Origin of the sequence: Duganella lactea (genome assembly GCF_009857505.1) — a bacterium.
Taxonomy (GTDB): domain Bacteria; phylum Pseudomonadota; class Gammaproteobacteria; order Burkholderiales; family Burkholderiaceae_D; genus Rugamonas; species Rugamonas lactea.
Map to the genome: position 1 here is coordinate 59,640 of NZ_WWCP01000021.1, position 16,593 is coordinate 76,232.

Below are 16,593 nucleotides of genomic sequence, written 5' to 3' on the forward strand. Positions count from 1 at the left end.
GACGTCGGCACAGTCCAGCATGACGGTGCACGACGAGGCGGCCCGCTTTAAGAACACGAAATCATAGGAAAATCCAGCAGCACCAGACGCCCGGCTTGACCGGGCTTTTCCAGTGAGAGGGTTGGCGCGGTGCTGGCCCAGCAGGAAAGAAAAAGCATGAGCAAGAACATCCTCAACAACGAAAAAGCGATGGCGATCCTCGATTCCGCTGCGGCGCAGCTCAAAGCTATCGGTGTGCCGTGCCTGGTCAGCCCCATGTCGCTCCCGCAAGGCATGACGGTGAGTCTGCACGCTGGAGCGACCGATGAGGTTGCGACGGCAGCCGACGTGGCGGCTACGTGCGGCGGCGAGTACGCGCACGCGGTGGGTACCAGAAAGCAATTTGCGCAGATGGTAGCTGGCGCGATTGCCGAAGCGGAAGTGGACGCCGAAACGATAGAGGAGTATCAGGCCGCCATGGACCGCGAGAACCCATAGCCATAGATCGGAAAATTATGCCGAATTCTGCCGAATTTCACTTTTTCCCTAATGAGAGCATTCTCGAACAGGCGAAGGAATTTTCCGAAGCAAGCAAGGTCCTTCGTGACCGACGGAGCCTTGTAGTTCCTTTTATTGTAAATGGCCTATTTTCGTTGGAGCTTTTCCTGAAGTGTCTGCATGCCAAGACCGTGTATTCCAATGCGTGGGATGTGGGCAACTACGACAAATCATTGTTGCGCAGCAAAGACCACAGCTTGAGGGGGCTCTTCGAAGAACTTCCCGACTCTAAGCAGGACTGGCTAAACTTGCTGCACGCGGAATTCTTTGAAGGCTCACCCCGTGCACCCTTGGTTGAGGACTTGGGCAAGTTTGATCGCGCTTTCGTCGACTGGCGATATCGGTTCGAAGGCAAAGCGGTGTCAGTACCGACGAGCATACTAAATGAGCTTATTAATTTCTTTGAGTTTGCCTGTTCCAAGCCGTCAACGGAGAGGTTTAAATTCGGAGCGTAGTATGGACTACTGAACAACAAGTTTGACAGCCCTTGCGGTCCAAAACAATCAAGGAAAAATCACTGCCTCCCACTCGTTGCCGCTTTAGCGGCAACGCAGCATACAAATCCCGTATCAACCACGAAATACGGATACCCAGAATTATTCATCAACTCCCGTTATGCCCTACAATCTCGGCATGACTGATATTACCCTCGCACTTCCCTTCGCGCTGCCGCCGCCGGAGCTGGCGCCGGACCTGCTGCGCGCGCTGCAAGCGCCGGCGCTGGCCGCCTTGTTGGCCCGCCACAGCACGCTGCAACATCATGTTTTCGATAACAACAGCCGGGTGCTCCCGCACGAGGCCTGGCTGGCGCATACGCTGGGCCTGGCCAGCGCGCCCACCGAGGCCGACACCGGCGCGCCGCTGGCGACCGCCTGCATGCGCGGCTGCGGCCTCGGCACTCAAGCCGCCCAGGGTCACTGGTTCATGCTGCAACCGGCGCATGTGCAAATCTCGCGCACCCACATGCTGCTGACCGACCTGCGGGCGCTGCAACTCAGCGAGGCCGATTCGCGCGGCCTGTACGACCTCGCCCGCCCGTATTTTGAGGAAGCCGGCAAGACGCTGCTGCATGGCGCGCCGGGCCTGTGGTTCCTGCGCGCCGACGACTGGGGCGGCCTGAACACCGCCTCGCCGGACGCGACTACCACCCAGAGCATGACCGACTGGCTGCCCGAGGGCGACCATGCGCGCGACTTCCGCCGCTTGCAAAACGAAGTGCAGATGCTGTGGCATGAACATCCGATTAATGAAGCGCGCCAGGCGCGCGGCCTGCAAGCGATTAATTCCTGCTGGCTGTGGGGCGGTGCCGGGCCGTCGTCAGCACAAGGCAGCATCGCCATCGGCGACGGCATGCCGTGGATGGACGCGCTGGCCTGGTCCACTCAACCGTCCGCGCGGCAGTTGATCGCGCAGCCGGGCACGGTGATGCTGGCCGGGCTGATTTCGTCGGCGCAGGCCGGCGACTGGGCCGACTGGCTGGCGCGCATGCAACAGCTGGAGCAAGAGTGGTTCGCACCGCTGCTGGCGGCGCTGAAAGATGGAAGCATCGGCGGCGTCAAGCTGGTGCTGAGCCATCGCCACGGCTGGACCGAAGTCACCAGCGGCAAGCTGGCGCAACGCAAATTCTGGCGCAAGCCGTCCCTGACTCCCCTGTTGAAGCAATCATGACCCGCATCAGTACCCGCACCTTCCCGTTCCGCGAATCCGAAATGCTGCGCCAGAACGGCGTCCACCCCGTGCTGGCGCGCCTGTACGCCGCGCGCGGTCTGACTGACGTCAAAGAACTGTCCAGCGAGCTGGCGGCCATGATTCCGCCATCCGGCCTGCTGCACATCGACGCCGCCGCCGTCTTCCTGGCCGACGCCATCGCCGCCCGCAAGCGCATGGTGATCGTCGCCGACTACGACTGCGACGGCGCCACCGCCTGCGCGGTCGCCCTGCGCGGCCTGCGCGCCATGGGCGCCGACATCGACTTCATCGTGCCCAACCGCTTCGAATACGGCTACGGCCTGACGCCGGAAATCGTCGCACTGACCGCGCGCGAAAAGCAGCCGGACATCATCATCACCGTCGATAACGGCATCGCCAGCATCGACGGCGTGGCCGAGGCCAACCGGCGCGGCATCGAAGTGGTCGTGACCGACCACCACTTGCCGGCCGACACCCTGCCCGCCGCCCGCGTCATCGTCAACCCGAACCAGCCGCAATGCGGCTTCCCGAGCAAGCATATCGCCGGCGTCGGCGTGATGTTCTACGTGCTGCTGGCCCTGCGCGCCGAACTGCGCAAACGCGGCGTGTTCGATGCCCAGACCCAGCCCAAGCTGGACAATCTGCTGGACCTGGTGGCCCTCGGCACGGTGGCCGACGTGGTCAAGCTCGACGCCAACAACCGCATCCTGGTGGCGCAGGGCCTGAAGCGCATGCGCGCCGGCCGCATGCACGCCGGTGTGGCCGCGCTGTTCCGCGTGGCCGGCCGCGAGGCGCGCAGCGCCAATCCGTTCGACCTGGGCTTCGCGCTCGGCCCGCGCCTGAACGCCGCCGGCCGGCTGGAAGATATGTCGCTCGGCATCGAATGCCTGATCACCGACGACGATGCCCGCGCCTGGGAACTGGCGCAGCAACTCAACGACATCAACCTGGCCCGGCGCGAGATCGAAGCCGACATGCAGGGCACGGCCCTGGTGCATCTGGAAAGCTTCGATCCGGCCGAGCGCAGCACCATTTGCGTGTTTGACGACACCTGGCACCAGGGCGTGATCGGCATCGTCGCCTCGCGCCTGAAGGAAAAATTCTACCGCCCGACCATCACCTTCGCGCCCGGGGCGGACGGCTGGATCAAGGGTTCCGGACGCTCGATCCCCGGCTTCCATTTGCGCGACGCGCTGGACCTGGTCTACAAGAAGTCGCCATCGCTGATCGACAAATTCGGCGGCCACGCCATGGCCGCCGGCCTGACCCTGCGCGCCGAAGCGTTCGACGCCTTCGCCGCGGCCTTCGAGGAAGTCGGCCGCACGTGGCTCAGCAAGCAGCAACTGGAACGCGTGATCGAAACCGACGGCCCGCTGGAAGACGCCTACTACACCACCACCTTCATCAAAGAGATTGAAGGCCAGGTATGGGGCCAGGGCTTCGCCCCGCCGGTATTCTGCGACGACTTCCGCGTGGTCAGCCAGCGCATCCTGAAGGAACGCCACCTGAAGCTGCTGCTGGAAAAGAACGGCGCCCGCTACGACGCCATCTGGTTCGGCCACACCGAGGCCCTCGGCGACCGCGCCCGCGTGGCCTTCCGGCTGGATGCCAACGAGTACAACGGCGTGACGAAAGTGCAACTTCTGGTGGAGCACGCCGAGGCGGCATAAGACGAACAATCCGAAAACGGATTGCAATCAATCCGAAAAAGGAGTATAAGAAATCCATTACCGGAGGATTTATGCTCAATTATGCCTACCCCCGCAGCCGTTTCGAGCCAACCGTCTTGGTGGACCTGAACGCCAAGGCCGAGCGCGAGCGGCTGTCCAAGTCTGCTCTGAAGGGCTTTTTCAAGCTGGCCGCCACCTGGAAGGTGCGCGATGAGGATGCGCGCCAACTGCTCGGCGGCCTGTCCAACAGCGCCTACTACGACTGGAAGAAAAATCCGGAACGCACGCTGGAAGTCGACTGCATCACGCGCATTTCCTACCTGCTGGGCATCTACAAGGCGTTGCACATCATCTACGGCGACCAGCTCGCCGACGAGTGGATCAGCCTGCCCAACAACAATCAAATCTTCGAAGGCCGCACGCCGCTGGCCTACATGCTGGGCGGCGGCCTGATTGCCATGCAAACCGTGCGCCAACTGCTCGACGCCCGCCGTGGAGGACTGTAAGTGCCGGTCAGTCTGGTTCCGCCCTTAACCACGCTGCGCCAGTTCGACACCTGCCGCCTGCTGCCCTCGCGCTTCGCCGATGTCGAGGATTCGGTACTGGCGCCGCTGGCCGACAGCGACGCCCACCTGCGCGATCTGTTCGACCTCGATAACGCCACCAACGCCCGCCTGCGCACGCAGAACGGCGGCGCGGCCGGCATCAATGTCGATGAACTGGTGTTCGGCGTGCCGAACTTCCGCATCGTCAACGCCGCCTTCACCTACGCCCATCCACAGGGCAGCCGCTTCAACGATGGCCGCCGTGGCGCCTGGTACTGCGCCTTCGACGCCGAGACGGCGCTGGCCGAAGTCAGCTTCCATAAAGCCGTGGAGTACGCGGAAATCAACCGCTTCGACGACAGCGTGCAGTATCAATGCATGCAGGCCGACTTCACCGCCACCTTCCACGACCTCCGCAACCAGCCGCGCTACGAAAACTGCCTGGCGCCGGACAGCTATATCGCATCGCAAACGCTGGCTGAGCGCCTGCTGGAAGGCGGCTCGCTCGGCATCATCTACCCGAGCGTGCGGCGCGAGGGCGGCACCAACCTGGCCTGCTTCCGCCCCGCCGTGGTGGGCAATGTTCGCAAAGGCGCGGTCTATCGGTTAACATGGCAGGGTAGCCCGGTACCGAACATAGAAATGATTTAATATGCAAACCAAACCAGAAAAAGACCTCGAACTCCGCGACAAAGTGAATCGTGAAACGGCGCGCCTGCCGTGGACCGAACTGCTCAAACATTTCGCGCAAGGGAACGTGGTGTGGGTCGCCAATTCGCTCGACCTGGTCGATGTCGCCGTGCGCATCTCGCACGACGACAAGGCCAACATCACGCAGTGGATGAATGCCGGCCTGCTGGCCAAGGTCAGCGACCAACAGGCGCAGGAATGGCTGGAGACCAACGCCCAGCTGTGGGCGTCCGTGGTCAGCCCTTTCATCCTGGTGCAACAAGAGAAAGTCGTCGCCGCCAACGTGCACTAAGCACGCCGGCGGCCGCGTCAGCGCATTTCGGCCAACGCCCAGCGGGCCTCGCTCGCCACATTGGATTCCGGATCATTCAGCCGCTGTTGCAGCATCGGGATGGCGGCGCTGGCGCGCAGATCGCCCAGCGCATGGGCGGCGCGGCGCCGGACCACCGGGTCGCCGTCGGACAGCATGGCGATCATCGGCGCCAGCCAGCGGGTTTCGCCCATATCGCCCAAGGCACCGGCGGCTTCAGCACGCACCTGTGCGTCCGGATCGGCCAGCATGGCGGCTACCGCCGCCGCGGTTTCAGGGAAACGCATCTCGCTCAAACCCCACAATGCCAGTTGCCGCACCACCGGCTGCGGATCGCGTAACGCCAGCAATAACGGCGGTATCGCGGCGCGCTGGCGGAACGACGCCGCCCCGCCGGCATGACGCAGCGAGAAGTCGCGAACACGCATCGCTGCCGCAAGCTGGACGAAATTGGGATTGTCCAGCGCCGCCAGCAGCTTGATCGGATCCTGGCCCGCGCTGCCTGCCGCAGGTAACAGACTGTCCGGCCACAGCACCTGTTCGCCGTGCAGCTTGGGTGTGGCGAGCAGGCACATCAACGTCAGTGTCGCCACTACGCCGCCCCACCATTGGCCCGTCGTCACGTGGCCACGCGAGCGACGCGCCTCCAGCAGTGCCGCGACACGCGCCATCAGCATGGCGCCCTGGCTGGCGATACGGTTGACCAATGAACCGGATACCTTGCCGCCAAAGGCGTGCCGGGACACCGCGACCAGCGTGTGGGCATAATGCGACGGCGTCGCGCCGGCGGCCAGCACCGCATCATCGGCGGCGCATTCGGTGTCGTGCTCCAGCGTGCGCAGCAGCGGATACATCAACGGATGCCACCAGTAGAGGGCGAGCAGCACCCGCGCCAGCATCAGCATCGGCCAGTCGTGTGCGCGGATATGCGCCAATTCATGCGCCAGCACCACCTCCGGCTCCGCATGGACGACACTGTGGCGATCCAGCACGATCACCGGCCGCCGCCATCCCCAACTATAGGGCGAGCTTGCGGTGCCGGACACCAGCAACCGCACCGCGCGGCCGGGCGCCATGGCGCCGCGCAGCCGATGCAACGCGGCAGTCCATGGGGCGGCATCCAACAATTGTGCGGCAGCGGTGGCGCGGCGCAAGGACGACAAATTCAATCCGAGACGCAGCAGGTGGGCCAGCACGCCGATGACATAGGCCAGCAGCAGCCAGCGCCCGAACTGCGCGGCGCGCGCCGGCGCCGACACGGCATCGTCAATGGCCGGCAACGCCGCAACGGTGACGGTGGCGGGAATCGCCATCGGCGGTTCCACCAGAGCGGACACCGCCAGCGGCAAGCGCACCGGCATGGACGGCAGCGACAGCCACAACGGCGGCATCAACAGCAAGGCCACCAGGCCGCAACGGGCGGCGAACACGCGGCGCGCCGCCGACACGCGATGCAGCAGCCGCAACATCATCAGCAACAGCACCACCATCACGCTATGCGTCAGCAGCAATTGCATGAGGTCCAGGCCCGCCATCAGCGGCCCTCCTTGCGCGCCTTGGCGATCATCGCCTCCAGCTCATCCAGTTCTTTTGAACTCAACTCGCCCGACATGCCAAGCAAGGCCGTGGCGGCGCTGGCCTTGGAGTTGTTGAAGAAAGTGCCGACCAGCTTTTGCAGCGCCGACTCGCGCACCTTTTCCTGCGGCGTGACCGCGCTGTAAAGGTAGCGCTGACCATCGACACGGTGCTGCAGCACGCCCTTGGCTTCCAGGCGCGCCAGCATGGCCCGCACGGCGGAATTGCTCAAGTCCGGCCCCAGTTCCTCCTGAATCTGCGACGCGGTCGCCTCCCGCAAGCGATACACACACTCGACGACCTGGCGTTCGCGCGGTGCCAGGTCTTCCAGTCCGCGCGCCCCGGCCGCTGCGCTGGTTGACGATTTCTTGATCATGACTTTTTCACTGCTTTGGCGGCGGCAACCAGCACCTGGTCGATGGCCCCGATCACCAGCTCCGGCTCCTGCATCTGGATGCCATGGCCGCTGTTCGCCGTGAAGACGTGGGCGCCGTTTGAAAACTGGTTGATAAAGGCAGCGTGGCGCTGGCGTTTGATCTTGATGACGTCCGGCGTCTCCTGGAAGAAGTCCGAACCGGCGCGCGCCCGCACGGACGTGATCAACACCGCCGGCACGTCGGGCAAGGCTGGCGTCGCCGGTAACTGACCGGCGTCGAGCAACTTCTGTATGGTTTGCAGGTCGCCTTGCCATTTGGGCGGAATGCTCGACACCAGCATCTGCTGATCCTGCTGCAAGCGCACCGCGTCAATGCCGCGCAGGACCGACTCCAGTCCCTCATCTGCCGGATCGACAAACACCAGGCCCGCCACCCGTTGCGGATGGGTGGCGGCGAAATAGCGGATCAGGAAACCGCCATACGAATGGCCAACCAGAATCAGCGGCCCCTGCACCTTGCGCTGTTCCAGCACGGTGGCCAGTTCCGCCACGCTCTGCTCCATGGTCAGCGGTTGCGCGCGGGCCGGCGACTTGCCGTAACCGGCGCGGGAATACACCAGCACGCCGGCTTTCTTAGCGATTTCCGGAGCGACCTTGCGCCATACCGACAAATCACTGGCGAAGCCCGCCTCAAACACGACCGTATAGGCGCCCTCGCCCGCCTGCACTACCTGCAACTGATTCGCCCCCACCGTGACCATGCCGTCAAAGTCGGCCGCCATCGCGGCCATCGAGAAAGCCGCTGCGGACAGCAGGCCGGCCAGTTTCCACTTCCATGCGAACGAGAACATATCTTTTCCTTGTTAGATTAACCGCTACAGTTGTAGCATGCCACATTTGTAGCAGCATTACAAGAAAGAGATGCTTATGTCCCAACCATGGTCATTTGCCAAACAAATAGCCGCAGTCGGTATCCGCTGGATTGTGTGCGACGATGCGGTCGTACAGGCCCAGGTTGGTCGTCATGGTGCGCTGAAGGTCTTCGGCCAGCAGCAAGCCGGCTGCGATCTGACGGTCGGCGGCGGCACGCACAGCCGCCGCATAGTCTTCGCGTGTCGGGTAGCGCGTTTCCAGGCTGGGACGCGGGTCGCCCGCCGCGATGCGCTCCGCCTCGGTGCGCGCAAACGGTACAAAGCTGCCATCGAAGCGCGACGTGGCCCAGGCGAAGCCGGTTTCGGGCGCGCGCCGGTTCCAGCCGGTGTGCGTGCCAAGCGGTGCTTGCGACTCCACCAGGCGAACGCCGCCCCTGTCGTTGCCGTCCGCATCGGGCGTCGGCACGCGCGTTTCGTATTCTTCGCCACGTTTAGGCGGAACCGTGCCGGGATTCAGGCGCGGCTCGCGCAGGTTTTGCTCGGGCGGCGTAATGCCCAGCCCTTTCGGGAAAATGGCGCGGTAGTCGGCCACCGTGGTCAGCGTGCCGTCGGCCAGACTTGGATACGCGCTGGCCGGCGGCTGCTTGCCGTTGACGGTCCAGTCATCCAACGCGACGATCAAAGCCCGCATTGGCAGATAATGGTCGCTGGTCGACACGCAGGCAGTGAACGGCGCGCGCTTGTTCGAGCGGCCGACGTAATGCTGCGCGCCCATGAAGCCGTAGATCCGCACATTGTCCGCCGGCGCGACATCGCGCTCACCGTCCGGCGTGGTGCCGACCAGCGAGGCGCCACGGTTCCAGAATTCGGTGGAGGTGTTGGCGATGATCAGCTTGGGCAGATTGCCCTGCTTGTCCCGCGCCTTGTCCAGCGTGGACGCGGTTTGGCCCGTGACCAGGTCGCGCGCCGGGGCGCTGGTGAACGGGAAGGCGTCGGCCGGATAGTCATGCTCCTCCAACATCGACGGATGGCGCGTCGGCTGCGCGAAGCGGCTGTTGAAGCCCGCCGAGCCGCCGGCGCCAGGCACCTGCAGATACGCGCCGTTAAATACCAGCTTGCCGCCTTCGTCAACGTTGAGGCCATCGTGCATCATGCGGCCGATCAGGCGACCGGACTGGCTGATGCCGAACATCAGCACATTGCGCGGCGCCGGCGCGCCCTCAAACGGATGATCGCGGAAGTACGACAGTAAGTCGCGAATCCCGGCCAGACCGGCGCCGGTGATGTAGGGATCTTTGGCGACGTAGGTAATCTCGTAAATCGTACCGTGCTGGAAGCCGCCTTCCAGTTGCACGCGACCAGGGCCGCCCTGCAATTCCGGCGCCACAAACTTCCACGCGCTGCGCGGGATGGGCTTGCGCTTGTCGCCGGGACGCGCGCGCTGGGTCAGTTGGGCGTGCGGGTCGTTGGGCGTGGCCGGTTCGTAAGTCAGGCCGCGCATGCCGGCATAGGTGACGGTATCGGTCGGCGTGTTGACGGTGAATTCGTTATACACCTTGCCCTTGACGCCTTTGGCAATCGGCGGCGCGAACACCAGCGGCCGCGATGGTGGCGTGCCGGCCACCGGCACGGTCGGCGCCACATCCCACGTCCACGCGGAGAACAGCAGCGAGAAGCCATGCCGCATCAGGAAGCCGTCGCCCGCATCCGCCGCGGTGGTGGGATCGTTTTGCGCCGGGCTACGGCCATTGACTTGACCGAGGATGGCGATGTTGCCGCGATTGTTCACGTCATACAGCAAGGTGGTCTGCTGCGGGCCGGTTGGTCGTAACAACACGAACTCGCTGGAGAACAGCACGCGTCCATTCTTGTCGCGCGGCGCCCGCGCCAGATCCACGATGGAGGCGTTGGCCGCGGCCTTCGGGTCAAGCGCGTAGTAGGCGACGCCACGGATTTTCTCATACGCCCCGTACTCGCCAAAGGTAACGCCCGGCGCGAACGGCGCGCGCTCGGTCACTTCGATACGCTCGACGACGGCGTGCGTGCTGCCTGCCGCTGCCGCGATGGCCAATGCCACCAAGGTGCGCTTCATGGACGTGACTCAGGTCGGCGTGTCGACATCATCCCACTCCCTGTCTTCGAAGCGCACCAGCCAGTTCAATGCGTGGTGACGTTCCTGCAGCACACCATCGTTGAGGTCCGCCGGCACCGGCGTTTTCTTCAGAATGGCCTGGCGGCTGGCCCAGTGCAGACGGTAATGCAGGTCCAACGCATCGAGAATCTCGGACGGTGCGCGCGCCACCAGCTGCTTGCGCAAGCCCTCGGTGCCGCGCTCGATCACCTTGCCCGAAATCGACGACACATCGCAGATCTCGTTCGGGAACGGCTGCTCTTTTTGCAGGCCCAGCGCCCATTGCAGCACCAAGATCGCCTCGTAGCGCCACAGGAACTGCGTGATCTCCTGCTGCGTCGGCGCCTCTTGCGCGAGGAAGGCGCGTTCGGCGTCGCTCAGATTGGCGAAAGCCGGTGGAAAGCGTTGCTGCAAATCGGCGACGGTGATCGGCTTCTCAGTGGTCAGCGACTCGGCGCGGATGGCGACGACGAACAACGCCAGCATGCGACGCAGGATATCTTCCGGCGCGCGCAGGCGCAGCTCGGGCTCGGACACCAGCGGCGGCAAGCTGGCCGGCACCTCGATCTGCCGTTCCGCCAGCAGCGCATCGGTGCGCGCCTTGCGCTCCCAGGCCTGCGACGGGTAAGGAATGACAGCCTGCGGATCGCCGTCCTCGCCCGATGGCGCCAGCAGCACGCGGCCCTGCGGATCGCGCACGCTGCCATCCTGCATGAAGACCAGCGCATTGGCGCTTTGCGCCCATTGCAGGAACGCCGGCATGTCGGCCGCATCGACGGCAAAGCTCAGGTGCTGCTGCGTGCGTTGCAGATGGCGGATCACGTGATAACGCGTGCGCGTCATCTGGCCCTGGCTTTGTTCTGCCAGATAGTGCATGAAGCCATTCAGGTGCAGCCCCATTTCGGCATCGGACAGGTCGCGCCGGCCGTTCAGCACATGCGGGAACGACGGCTTGGGCGCATCGCCCACGGTGCTGTAGGCATTGAGCAGAATGTGGTTGCTGATGTCTTTCGGGGAAAACAGCTGTTTGAGTCGGTTTAACATAGTCTCTAATCTTTTTTAACGCATGTCCAGCGGGCGGCGACGGCGCGGCGGCGGGAATGCACGGTCCAATGCGGCCAAGTCATCGCTGGATAGTACGATATCGGCCGCAGCGCGGTTGGCGCGCAAGTGTACAGGATCGACCGCCTTGGGGATAGCGATCACGCCATCCTGATGCAGCACCCAGGCCAGCGCGATCTGCGCCGGCGTGACGTTGTGCGCGTCTGCGACCAGTTTGAGAGCGGGATTATCCAGCAGCGCCGCCTGCTCGCGGCCCGAGGTTTCCAGCGGCGAGTAGGCCATGAGTGGCATCCGCCGCTGGCGTGCCCAGGGCAGCAGGTCGAACTCGATGCCGCGTTTGGTCAGGTTGTAGAGCACCTGATTGGTGGCGGGCGCGCCATAGGTCAGCGCCTCCTCCATGCTCTCCAGATCGAAGTTGCTGACGCCGTAGGCCTTGATCTTGCCGGCCTTCCGCAGCGTTTCGAAGGCATCGAAGGTTTCGGCCAGCGGGTGATGTCCCTGCCAGTGCAGCAGATACAGATCGATGCAATCGGTTTTCAAGCGCCGCAAACTACGCTCGCAAGCTTGCTGCGCCCCCTCAAAGCTGGCGTTGTGCGGATAGACTTTGCTGACGATGAAGGCCTGATCGCGCCGCCCGGCAAGCGCCGCGCCGACCACCTCTTCCGCCCCGCCCTCGCCGTACATCTCGGCGGTATCGATCAAGGTCATGCCCAGGTCGAGACCCAGCTGCAGCGCCCGCACCTCATCCTGCTTGCGGCTCGACTTCTCGCCCATATTCCAGGTGCCCTGGCCCAGCGCCGGCACCTCGGGGCCCAGCGGGAAACGAATCATCTTCATTGCGGTATTCCTATAAGACTATCGGGATCACCGCAGCTTATCTCATTACAAACCCGATCGGTTAAGCCAGATGTCCATGAACGAGCGTGGGCACACTTTGCGCTCGGCCTGCACCGCGACCTTGGCGGCGGCATCGGTAACATCCTGAACGCGGCTCGCGCAGCTTGACGTGCCACGCCACACGAATTCGACAAGATACGTGTGCTGGTCCTTCGGCTGGAACGACATGATCTCCGGACCGCAATTGCCCTTGGAGCGGCTATCCTGCCAATTGCCCCATCCGGCCACTTGCACCGACTGACCGGCGGGCACCACCGTATCCAACTGATCAGGGACGCTGCTCAGTTTCTCGCCCAGCTTGACGATCCACGACAGCAGCACTTTTTCACCCTTGTCGCGCACTACGCCAACGTCCTTGAACTCCTTGCATGACTGCTCACTGGTGCTGACCGAATAATTGACATTCATCGGCATGCCGGTCGAGCGCATCAGAATGCGGGCCTGTTTGGCTTCGAGAGGTGGCAACTGCTTCTCCGGAGCCGCTTGCTCCTGCTCTGGTTGCGTGGCGACTCCGGCGCAGCCGGCGGTCATGACAACAGCGGCCATGGCCGGGGTGAAAGCGATCAGACGTCTGACGAATTCCAATTTTTTGCGATACATGCATTGCCCTCTTTTGTTAGCTTGCATGAATTATACATATTTCCATGCGGCAATGCTTTTATGTCAGGTTTAACTCAATGACCGCCGCCAAGATAGGCCGCGATTACTTTGGGATCGGTCTTCAGGCTGTCGGCGGGGCCGTGAACGGAGATGCTGCCGTTTTCCAGCACGTAGCCGTAGTCAGCCACGTTCAACGCGGCGGCGGCGAACTGCTCCACCAGCAGCATGGTCACGCCTTCGGATTTCAACCGCTGGATAATGCGGAATACCTCTTCGACCAGGATCGGCGCGAGGCCCATCGATGGTTCATCCAGCAGCACCACTTCGGGATTCAGCATCACGGCGCGTGCCATGGCCAGCATCTGCTGCTCGCCGCCGGACAGCGTGCCGGCCAACTGGTGCTGGCGCTCCTTCAGGCGCGGGAACAGTTCCAACGCCTTTTCCAGATCGCGTTTGATGTCGCCCTTGGGCCGCGCGTGGGTGAAGCGCGGGAAGGCGCCCAGCAGCAGATTGTCGGTCACGCTCATGGAGGCGAACACGCGCCGCCCCTCGGGAGAGTGCGCCAATCCGGCGCGGGCGATCTTGTGCGAATCGCTGCCGGTAATGTCCTTGCCAGCCAGCGTGACCTTGCCGTCTTTCGGTTTGAGCATGCCGGAGATGGCGCGCATGGTGGTGGTCTTGCCGGCGCCGTTGGAGCCGATCAGCGTGACCAGTTTCCCTTTCGGGACCTCCAGCGAGATGCCGTGCAGGACTTCGACTTTGCCGTAAGCCGCGTGCAGATTGGAGATCGATAGCATGTGCGTATTCCCCTTAATGTGCCGATGTGGCCTGGCCGCCACCCAGATAAGCTTCGATTACCTTCGGATCGCTTTGCACCGCCGCCGGTTTGCCTTCGGCGATTTTCTGACCGAAATCCAGCACCGTGACGGTGTCGGACAAGGCCATCACCACGTCCATGTGGTGCTCGATCAGGATGATGGTGATGCCGTGGTCGCGGATCTTGCGGATGATGGCCATCAGCTCCTTGATGTCCGGCGCGGTCAGTCCGGCCGCCGGTTCGTCGAGCAGCAGCAGGCGCGGACTGAGGCCGAGCGCGCGGCCGATTTCCAGCAGCCGCTGTTTACCGTAGGGGAGATTGCGCGCCTCTTCGTCGGCCATGTCCGACAGGCCGACGAATTCAAGGATGCTGGCGGCCCGCTCGCGCGCCGCCTGTTCTTCGCGCTTGTAGCGCGGCGTTTGCAGCATCACATCCAGCACATTCGATTTGAAGGTGTTGTGGAGGCCTACCAGCACGTTTTCGGTGGCGGTCATTTCGCCGAACAGCTGCACATTCTGGAAGGTGCGCGCAACGCCGCCCAGCGCGATTTCGGACGGCGTGCGGCCGGAAATCACCGCGCCGGCAAAGGCCACCTTCCCCGCCGTCGGTTTATAAATACCGGTGAGGACGTTCATCATGGTGCTCTTGCCTGAGCCGTTCGGCCCGATCAGCCCATGCACCGCGCCCTGCGCGACGCTCAGATTAACCTGGTTGAGCGCCTTCAGGCCGCCGAACTGCATCAGGATCTGCTCGACATTGAGCAGCGTGTCGCCGGTCTTGCCGCCCTGCGCGCGCGGGAACGGCTCGGCGGTGGCGCCCGATGCCGCCGACATGGCGTGCGAGCGCGCGCGGCCGATCAGGTTTTGCAGGAAGCCGACAATGCCGTCCTGAAGGTAATAGACCACGAAGAGCGTCATCATGCCGAAGATGGTCAGGCGCCAGTCGACGATGTTTTCAAGCTTGTACGAGAACGCCGCCATGCCAATGGTGGCGATCAATGGCACGGCGACGCCACGCGGCGTGGCGCGTTTGCGGGCGATGGCGATCGCGGAGCCGATCACGCCCAGCACCGCGGCGGCGGTGGCGATCTTGCGGAAAAGTTCTATGTCCGCCAGCAGGCTTGGGAGCATCACCACAATCAGCGCGCCGATCAGCGCACCGGAGCGCGTCTTGCGTCCGCCCATGATCACCGCGAGCAGGAACATGATGGTCAGCTCGAAGTTGTAGGTGTTGGGTGAGATGTATTCTTCCGAGTAGGCATACAGGCTGCCCGCCAGACCGGCAAAGCCGGCGCTGATGATGAAGGCGTAGACCTTGTAGCGGTAAACCGAAACGCCCATGCAGTCGGAAGCGACGGGACTGTCGCGCAGCGCTTCGAAGGCGCGTCCGAGGTTGGACTTCAGTATCCGGTGCACCACCACCAGCGAAATCAGCATCAGCGCCGCGACCATGTAGTAGTACTGCACTTCGCTGAGCTTTTCGCCGAACACCACCGGCTTGGAGATTTTGATCCCCATCGGCCCTTCTGTGAGGAAGGTCATCTCGTTAATCAGAATCTGGATGATGGTGCCGAAGGCCAGCGTCACCATCGCCAGATAAGGGCCGGTGACGCGCAGCGCCGGCAGCGCGAGAATGGCGCCGAACAGCGCCGCGCCGATCACGCTGGCCGGTATCGCGATCCAGAACGGCGCACCGAGCTTGAATACGATCACGCCTGTCACATAGGAGCCGATGCCGAACAGACCCGCATGGCCCAGCGAAACCTGTCCAGTGTAGCCGACCACGATGTCCAGCCCAAACAGCAGAATGGCGTAAATCAGGATGGTTTCAAACAGGTGGATATAGTAAGGATTCGGGATCAGCACCGGATACAGGGCCAGCACAGCCAGCCCCACCACGCTTGCCGCGACGATCGTCTTCTTCATAGGTCAGACCTTTTTAATGGCGGCTTTGCCGAACAACCCGGACGGCTTCACCGCCAGTACCAGCAGGAGCAGCAGCAGACCCGGTACGTCCTTGTACCCGGTGGAGATGTAGTAGCCCGCCGTGGTTTCGGTAATCCCCAGTATCAGCCCGCCGACGATGGCGCCGACGCCCGATGTCAGGCCGCCGATGATGGCCACCGCAAAGGCTTTGAGGCCGAGCGAAGCGCCCATGGTGGCGCCGGTCAGCGTCAACGGCGCCACTAGCACGCCGGCGAATGCTGCAACGGCCGACGACAACGCATACGAGAAGGTAATCACAGCGCCGGTGTTAATCCCCATCAGTCCCGCCGCGTCGCGGTCATTGGCGGTGGCGACCACCGCCTTGCCGTAGATCGATTTGCGGTTGAAGATTTCCACCGCCGCCATGATGGCCAGCGCGCCGACCACCACCGCCACCTGCATCGGTTGCACGTTGGCGCCCAGGATTTCAATCGGCACGGACGACAGCGGCGATGGAAACGTCAGGTCATCCTTGCCCCAGATATTTTCCGCCACGTTTTTGAAGATGATGGCCAGCGCAATGGTGGACATGATCCAGCCGAATTCCGACTTGATCTTGATCGCCGGCCGCACCCCGATCCACTCGACCAGCATGCCTTGCAGCGCGCCGAACACGATAACCAGGGGGATCATCAGCAGATAGCTCATGTAAGGACCGCCGTGGATGGTGCCCACCAGGCTAAGGCCCACCAAGGCGCCCAGCATCAACGATTCGCCCTGGCCGAAGTTCAGCGTGCCGGAGGTGGCGAAGGTGAGCTGGTAACCGAAGGCGATCACCGCATAGATCATGCCCAGCGCAATACCGCTGAACACCAGTTGCAACAGGATTTCCATAGT

Annotated in this window: 17 protein-coding genes; 7 read left to right on the top strand and 10 right to left on the bottom strand. The window is 63.2% G+C overall.

The window, feature by feature from the left end:
* The first annotated feature begins 156 nt into the window (after positions 1-156).
* The 7 genes from GTP44_RS16875 to GTP44_RS16905 all read left to right on the top strand — a co-directional run bounded on the left by GTP44_RS16875 (position 157) and on the right by GTP44_RS16905 (position 5,423).
* The gene (locus tag GTP44_RS16875) at positions 157-477 is read left to right on the top strand and encodes a hypothetical protein (RefSeq protein ID WP_161020363.1); all 321 of its coding nucleotides are present in this window, start codon (positions 157-159) and stop codon (positions 475-477) included.
* A gap of 17 nt (positions 478-494) precedes the next feature.
* The gene (locus GTP44_RS16880) at positions 495-992 is read left to right on the top strand and encodes a hypothetical protein (protein WP_161020364.1); all 498 of its coding nucleotides are present in this window, start codon (positions 495-497) and stop codon (positions 990-992) included.
* A gap of 178 nt (positions 993-1,170) precedes the next feature.
* On the top strand, positions 1,171-2,205 hold the full coding sequence (locus tag GTP44_RS16885) for a hypothetical protein (RefSeq protein ID WP_161020365.1): 1,035 nt from the start codon (positions 1,171-1,173) through the stop codon (positions 2,203-2,205).
* On the top strand, positions 2,202-3,896 hold the full coding sequence (gene recJ, locus GTP44_RS16890) for a single-stranded-DNA-specific exonuclease RecJ (protein WP_161020366.1): 1,695 nt from the start codon (positions 2,202-2,204) through the stop codon (positions 3,894-3,896). The genes GTP44_RS16885 and recJ overlap by 4 nt, the downstream gene beginning before the upstream one ends.
* Before the next feature lie 71 nt (positions 3,897-3,967).
* Positions 3,968-4,402, top strand: a complete 435-nt coding sequence (locus tag GTP44_RS16895) for an antitoxin Xre/MbcA/ParS toxin-binding domain-containing protein (RefSeq protein ID WP_161020367.1) — start codon at positions 3,968-3,970, stop codon at positions 4,400-4,402.
* Positions 4,403-5,092, top strand: a complete 690-nt coding sequence (locus GTP44_RS16900; RefSeq protein WP_160992041.1) for an RES family NAD+ phosphorylase — start codon at positions 4,403-4,405, stop codon at positions 5,090-5,092.
* Position 5,093: 1 nt separating this feature from the next.
* The gene (locus GTP44_RS16905) at positions 5,094-5,423 is read left to right on the top strand and encodes a DUF2288 domain-containing protein (RefSeq protein ID WP_161020368.1); all 330 of its coding nucleotides are present in this window, start codon (positions 5,094-5,096) and stop codon (positions 5,421-5,423) included.
* A gap of 17 nt (positions 5,424-5,440) precedes the next feature.
* Here GTP44_RS16905 and GTP44_RS16910 read toward each other — a convergent pair whose 3' ends face one another.
* The 10 genes from GTP44_RS16910 to GTP44_RS16955 form a co-directional block, all read right to left on the bottom strand.
* Positions 5,441-6,976, bottom strand: coding sequence for a M56 family metallopeptidase (locus tag GTP44_RS16910; RefSeq protein WP_161020369.1), 1,536 nt, complete (start codon positions 6,974-6,976; stop codon positions 5,441-5,443).
* A complete protein-coding gene (locus tag GTP44_RS16915; RefSeq protein ID WP_161020370.1) occupies positions 6,976-7,392 on the bottom strand; it encodes a BlaI/MecI/CopY family transcriptional regulator in 417 nt (138 codons plus the stop codon). Before GTP44_RS16915 ends, GTP44_RS16910 begins: the two co-directional genes overlap by 1 nt.
* Complete coding sequence (locus GTP44_RS16920; RefSeq protein ID WP_161020371.1) at positions 7,389-8,243, bottom strand: alpha/beta fold hydrolase; 855 nt, start codon at positions 8,241-8,243, stop codon at positions 7,389-7,391. Before GTP44_RS16920 ends, GTP44_RS16915 begins: the two co-directional genes overlap by 4 nt.
* Before the next feature lie 91 nt (positions 8,244-8,334).
* Entirely contained in the window at positions 8,335-10,356 is a 2,022-nt protein-coding gene (locus GTP44_RS16925; protein ID WP_161020372.1) for an alpha/beta hydrolase domain-containing protein, read from the bottom strand.
* Positions 10,357-10,365: 9 nt separating this feature from the next.
* Positions 10,366-11,439 carry a DUF4272 domain-containing protein gene (locus GTP44_RS16930; protein ID WP_161020373.1) on the bottom strand — a complete coding sequence of 358 codons (1,074 nt, stop codon included), beginning with the start codon at positions 11,437-11,439 and terminating at the stop codon, positions 10,366-10,368.
* Positions 11,440-11,454: 15 nt separating this feature from the next.
* The gene (locus tag GTP44_RS16935; protein ID WP_161020374.1) at positions 11,455-12,294 is read right to left on the bottom strand and encodes an aldo/keto reductase; all 840 of its coding nucleotides are present in this window, start codon (positions 12,292-12,294) and stop codon (positions 11,455-11,457) included.
* Positions 12,295-12,339: 45 nt separating this feature from the next.
* A complete protein-coding gene (locus GTP44_RS16940) occupies positions 12,340-12,954 on the bottom strand; it encodes a hypothetical protein (RefSeq protein WP_160992033.1) in 615 nt (204 codons plus the stop codon).
* Between the two features lie 74 nt (positions 12,955-13,028).
* Positions 13,029-13,751, bottom strand: a complete 723-nt coding sequence (locus GTP44_RS16945; protein ID WP_161020375.1) for an ABC transporter ATP-binding protein — start codon at positions 13,749-13,751, stop codon at positions 13,029-13,031.
* A gap of 13 nt (positions 13,752-13,764) precedes the next feature.
* Positions 13,765-15,696 (bottom strand): branched-chain amino acid ABC transporter ATP-binding protein/permease, encoded by a 1,932-nt coding sequence (locus GTP44_RS16950; protein WP_161020376.1) that lies wholly within the window; start codon positions 15,694-15,696, stop codon positions 13,765-13,767.
* 3 nt (positions 15,697-15,699) lie between these two features.
* A complete protein-coding gene (locus GTP44_RS16955) occupies positions 15,700-16,590 on the bottom strand; it encodes a branched-chain amino acid ABC transporter permease (RefSeq protein WP_161020377.1) in 891 nt (296 codons plus the stop codon).
* Between the last annotated feature and the right edge of the window lie 3 nt (positions 16,591-16,593).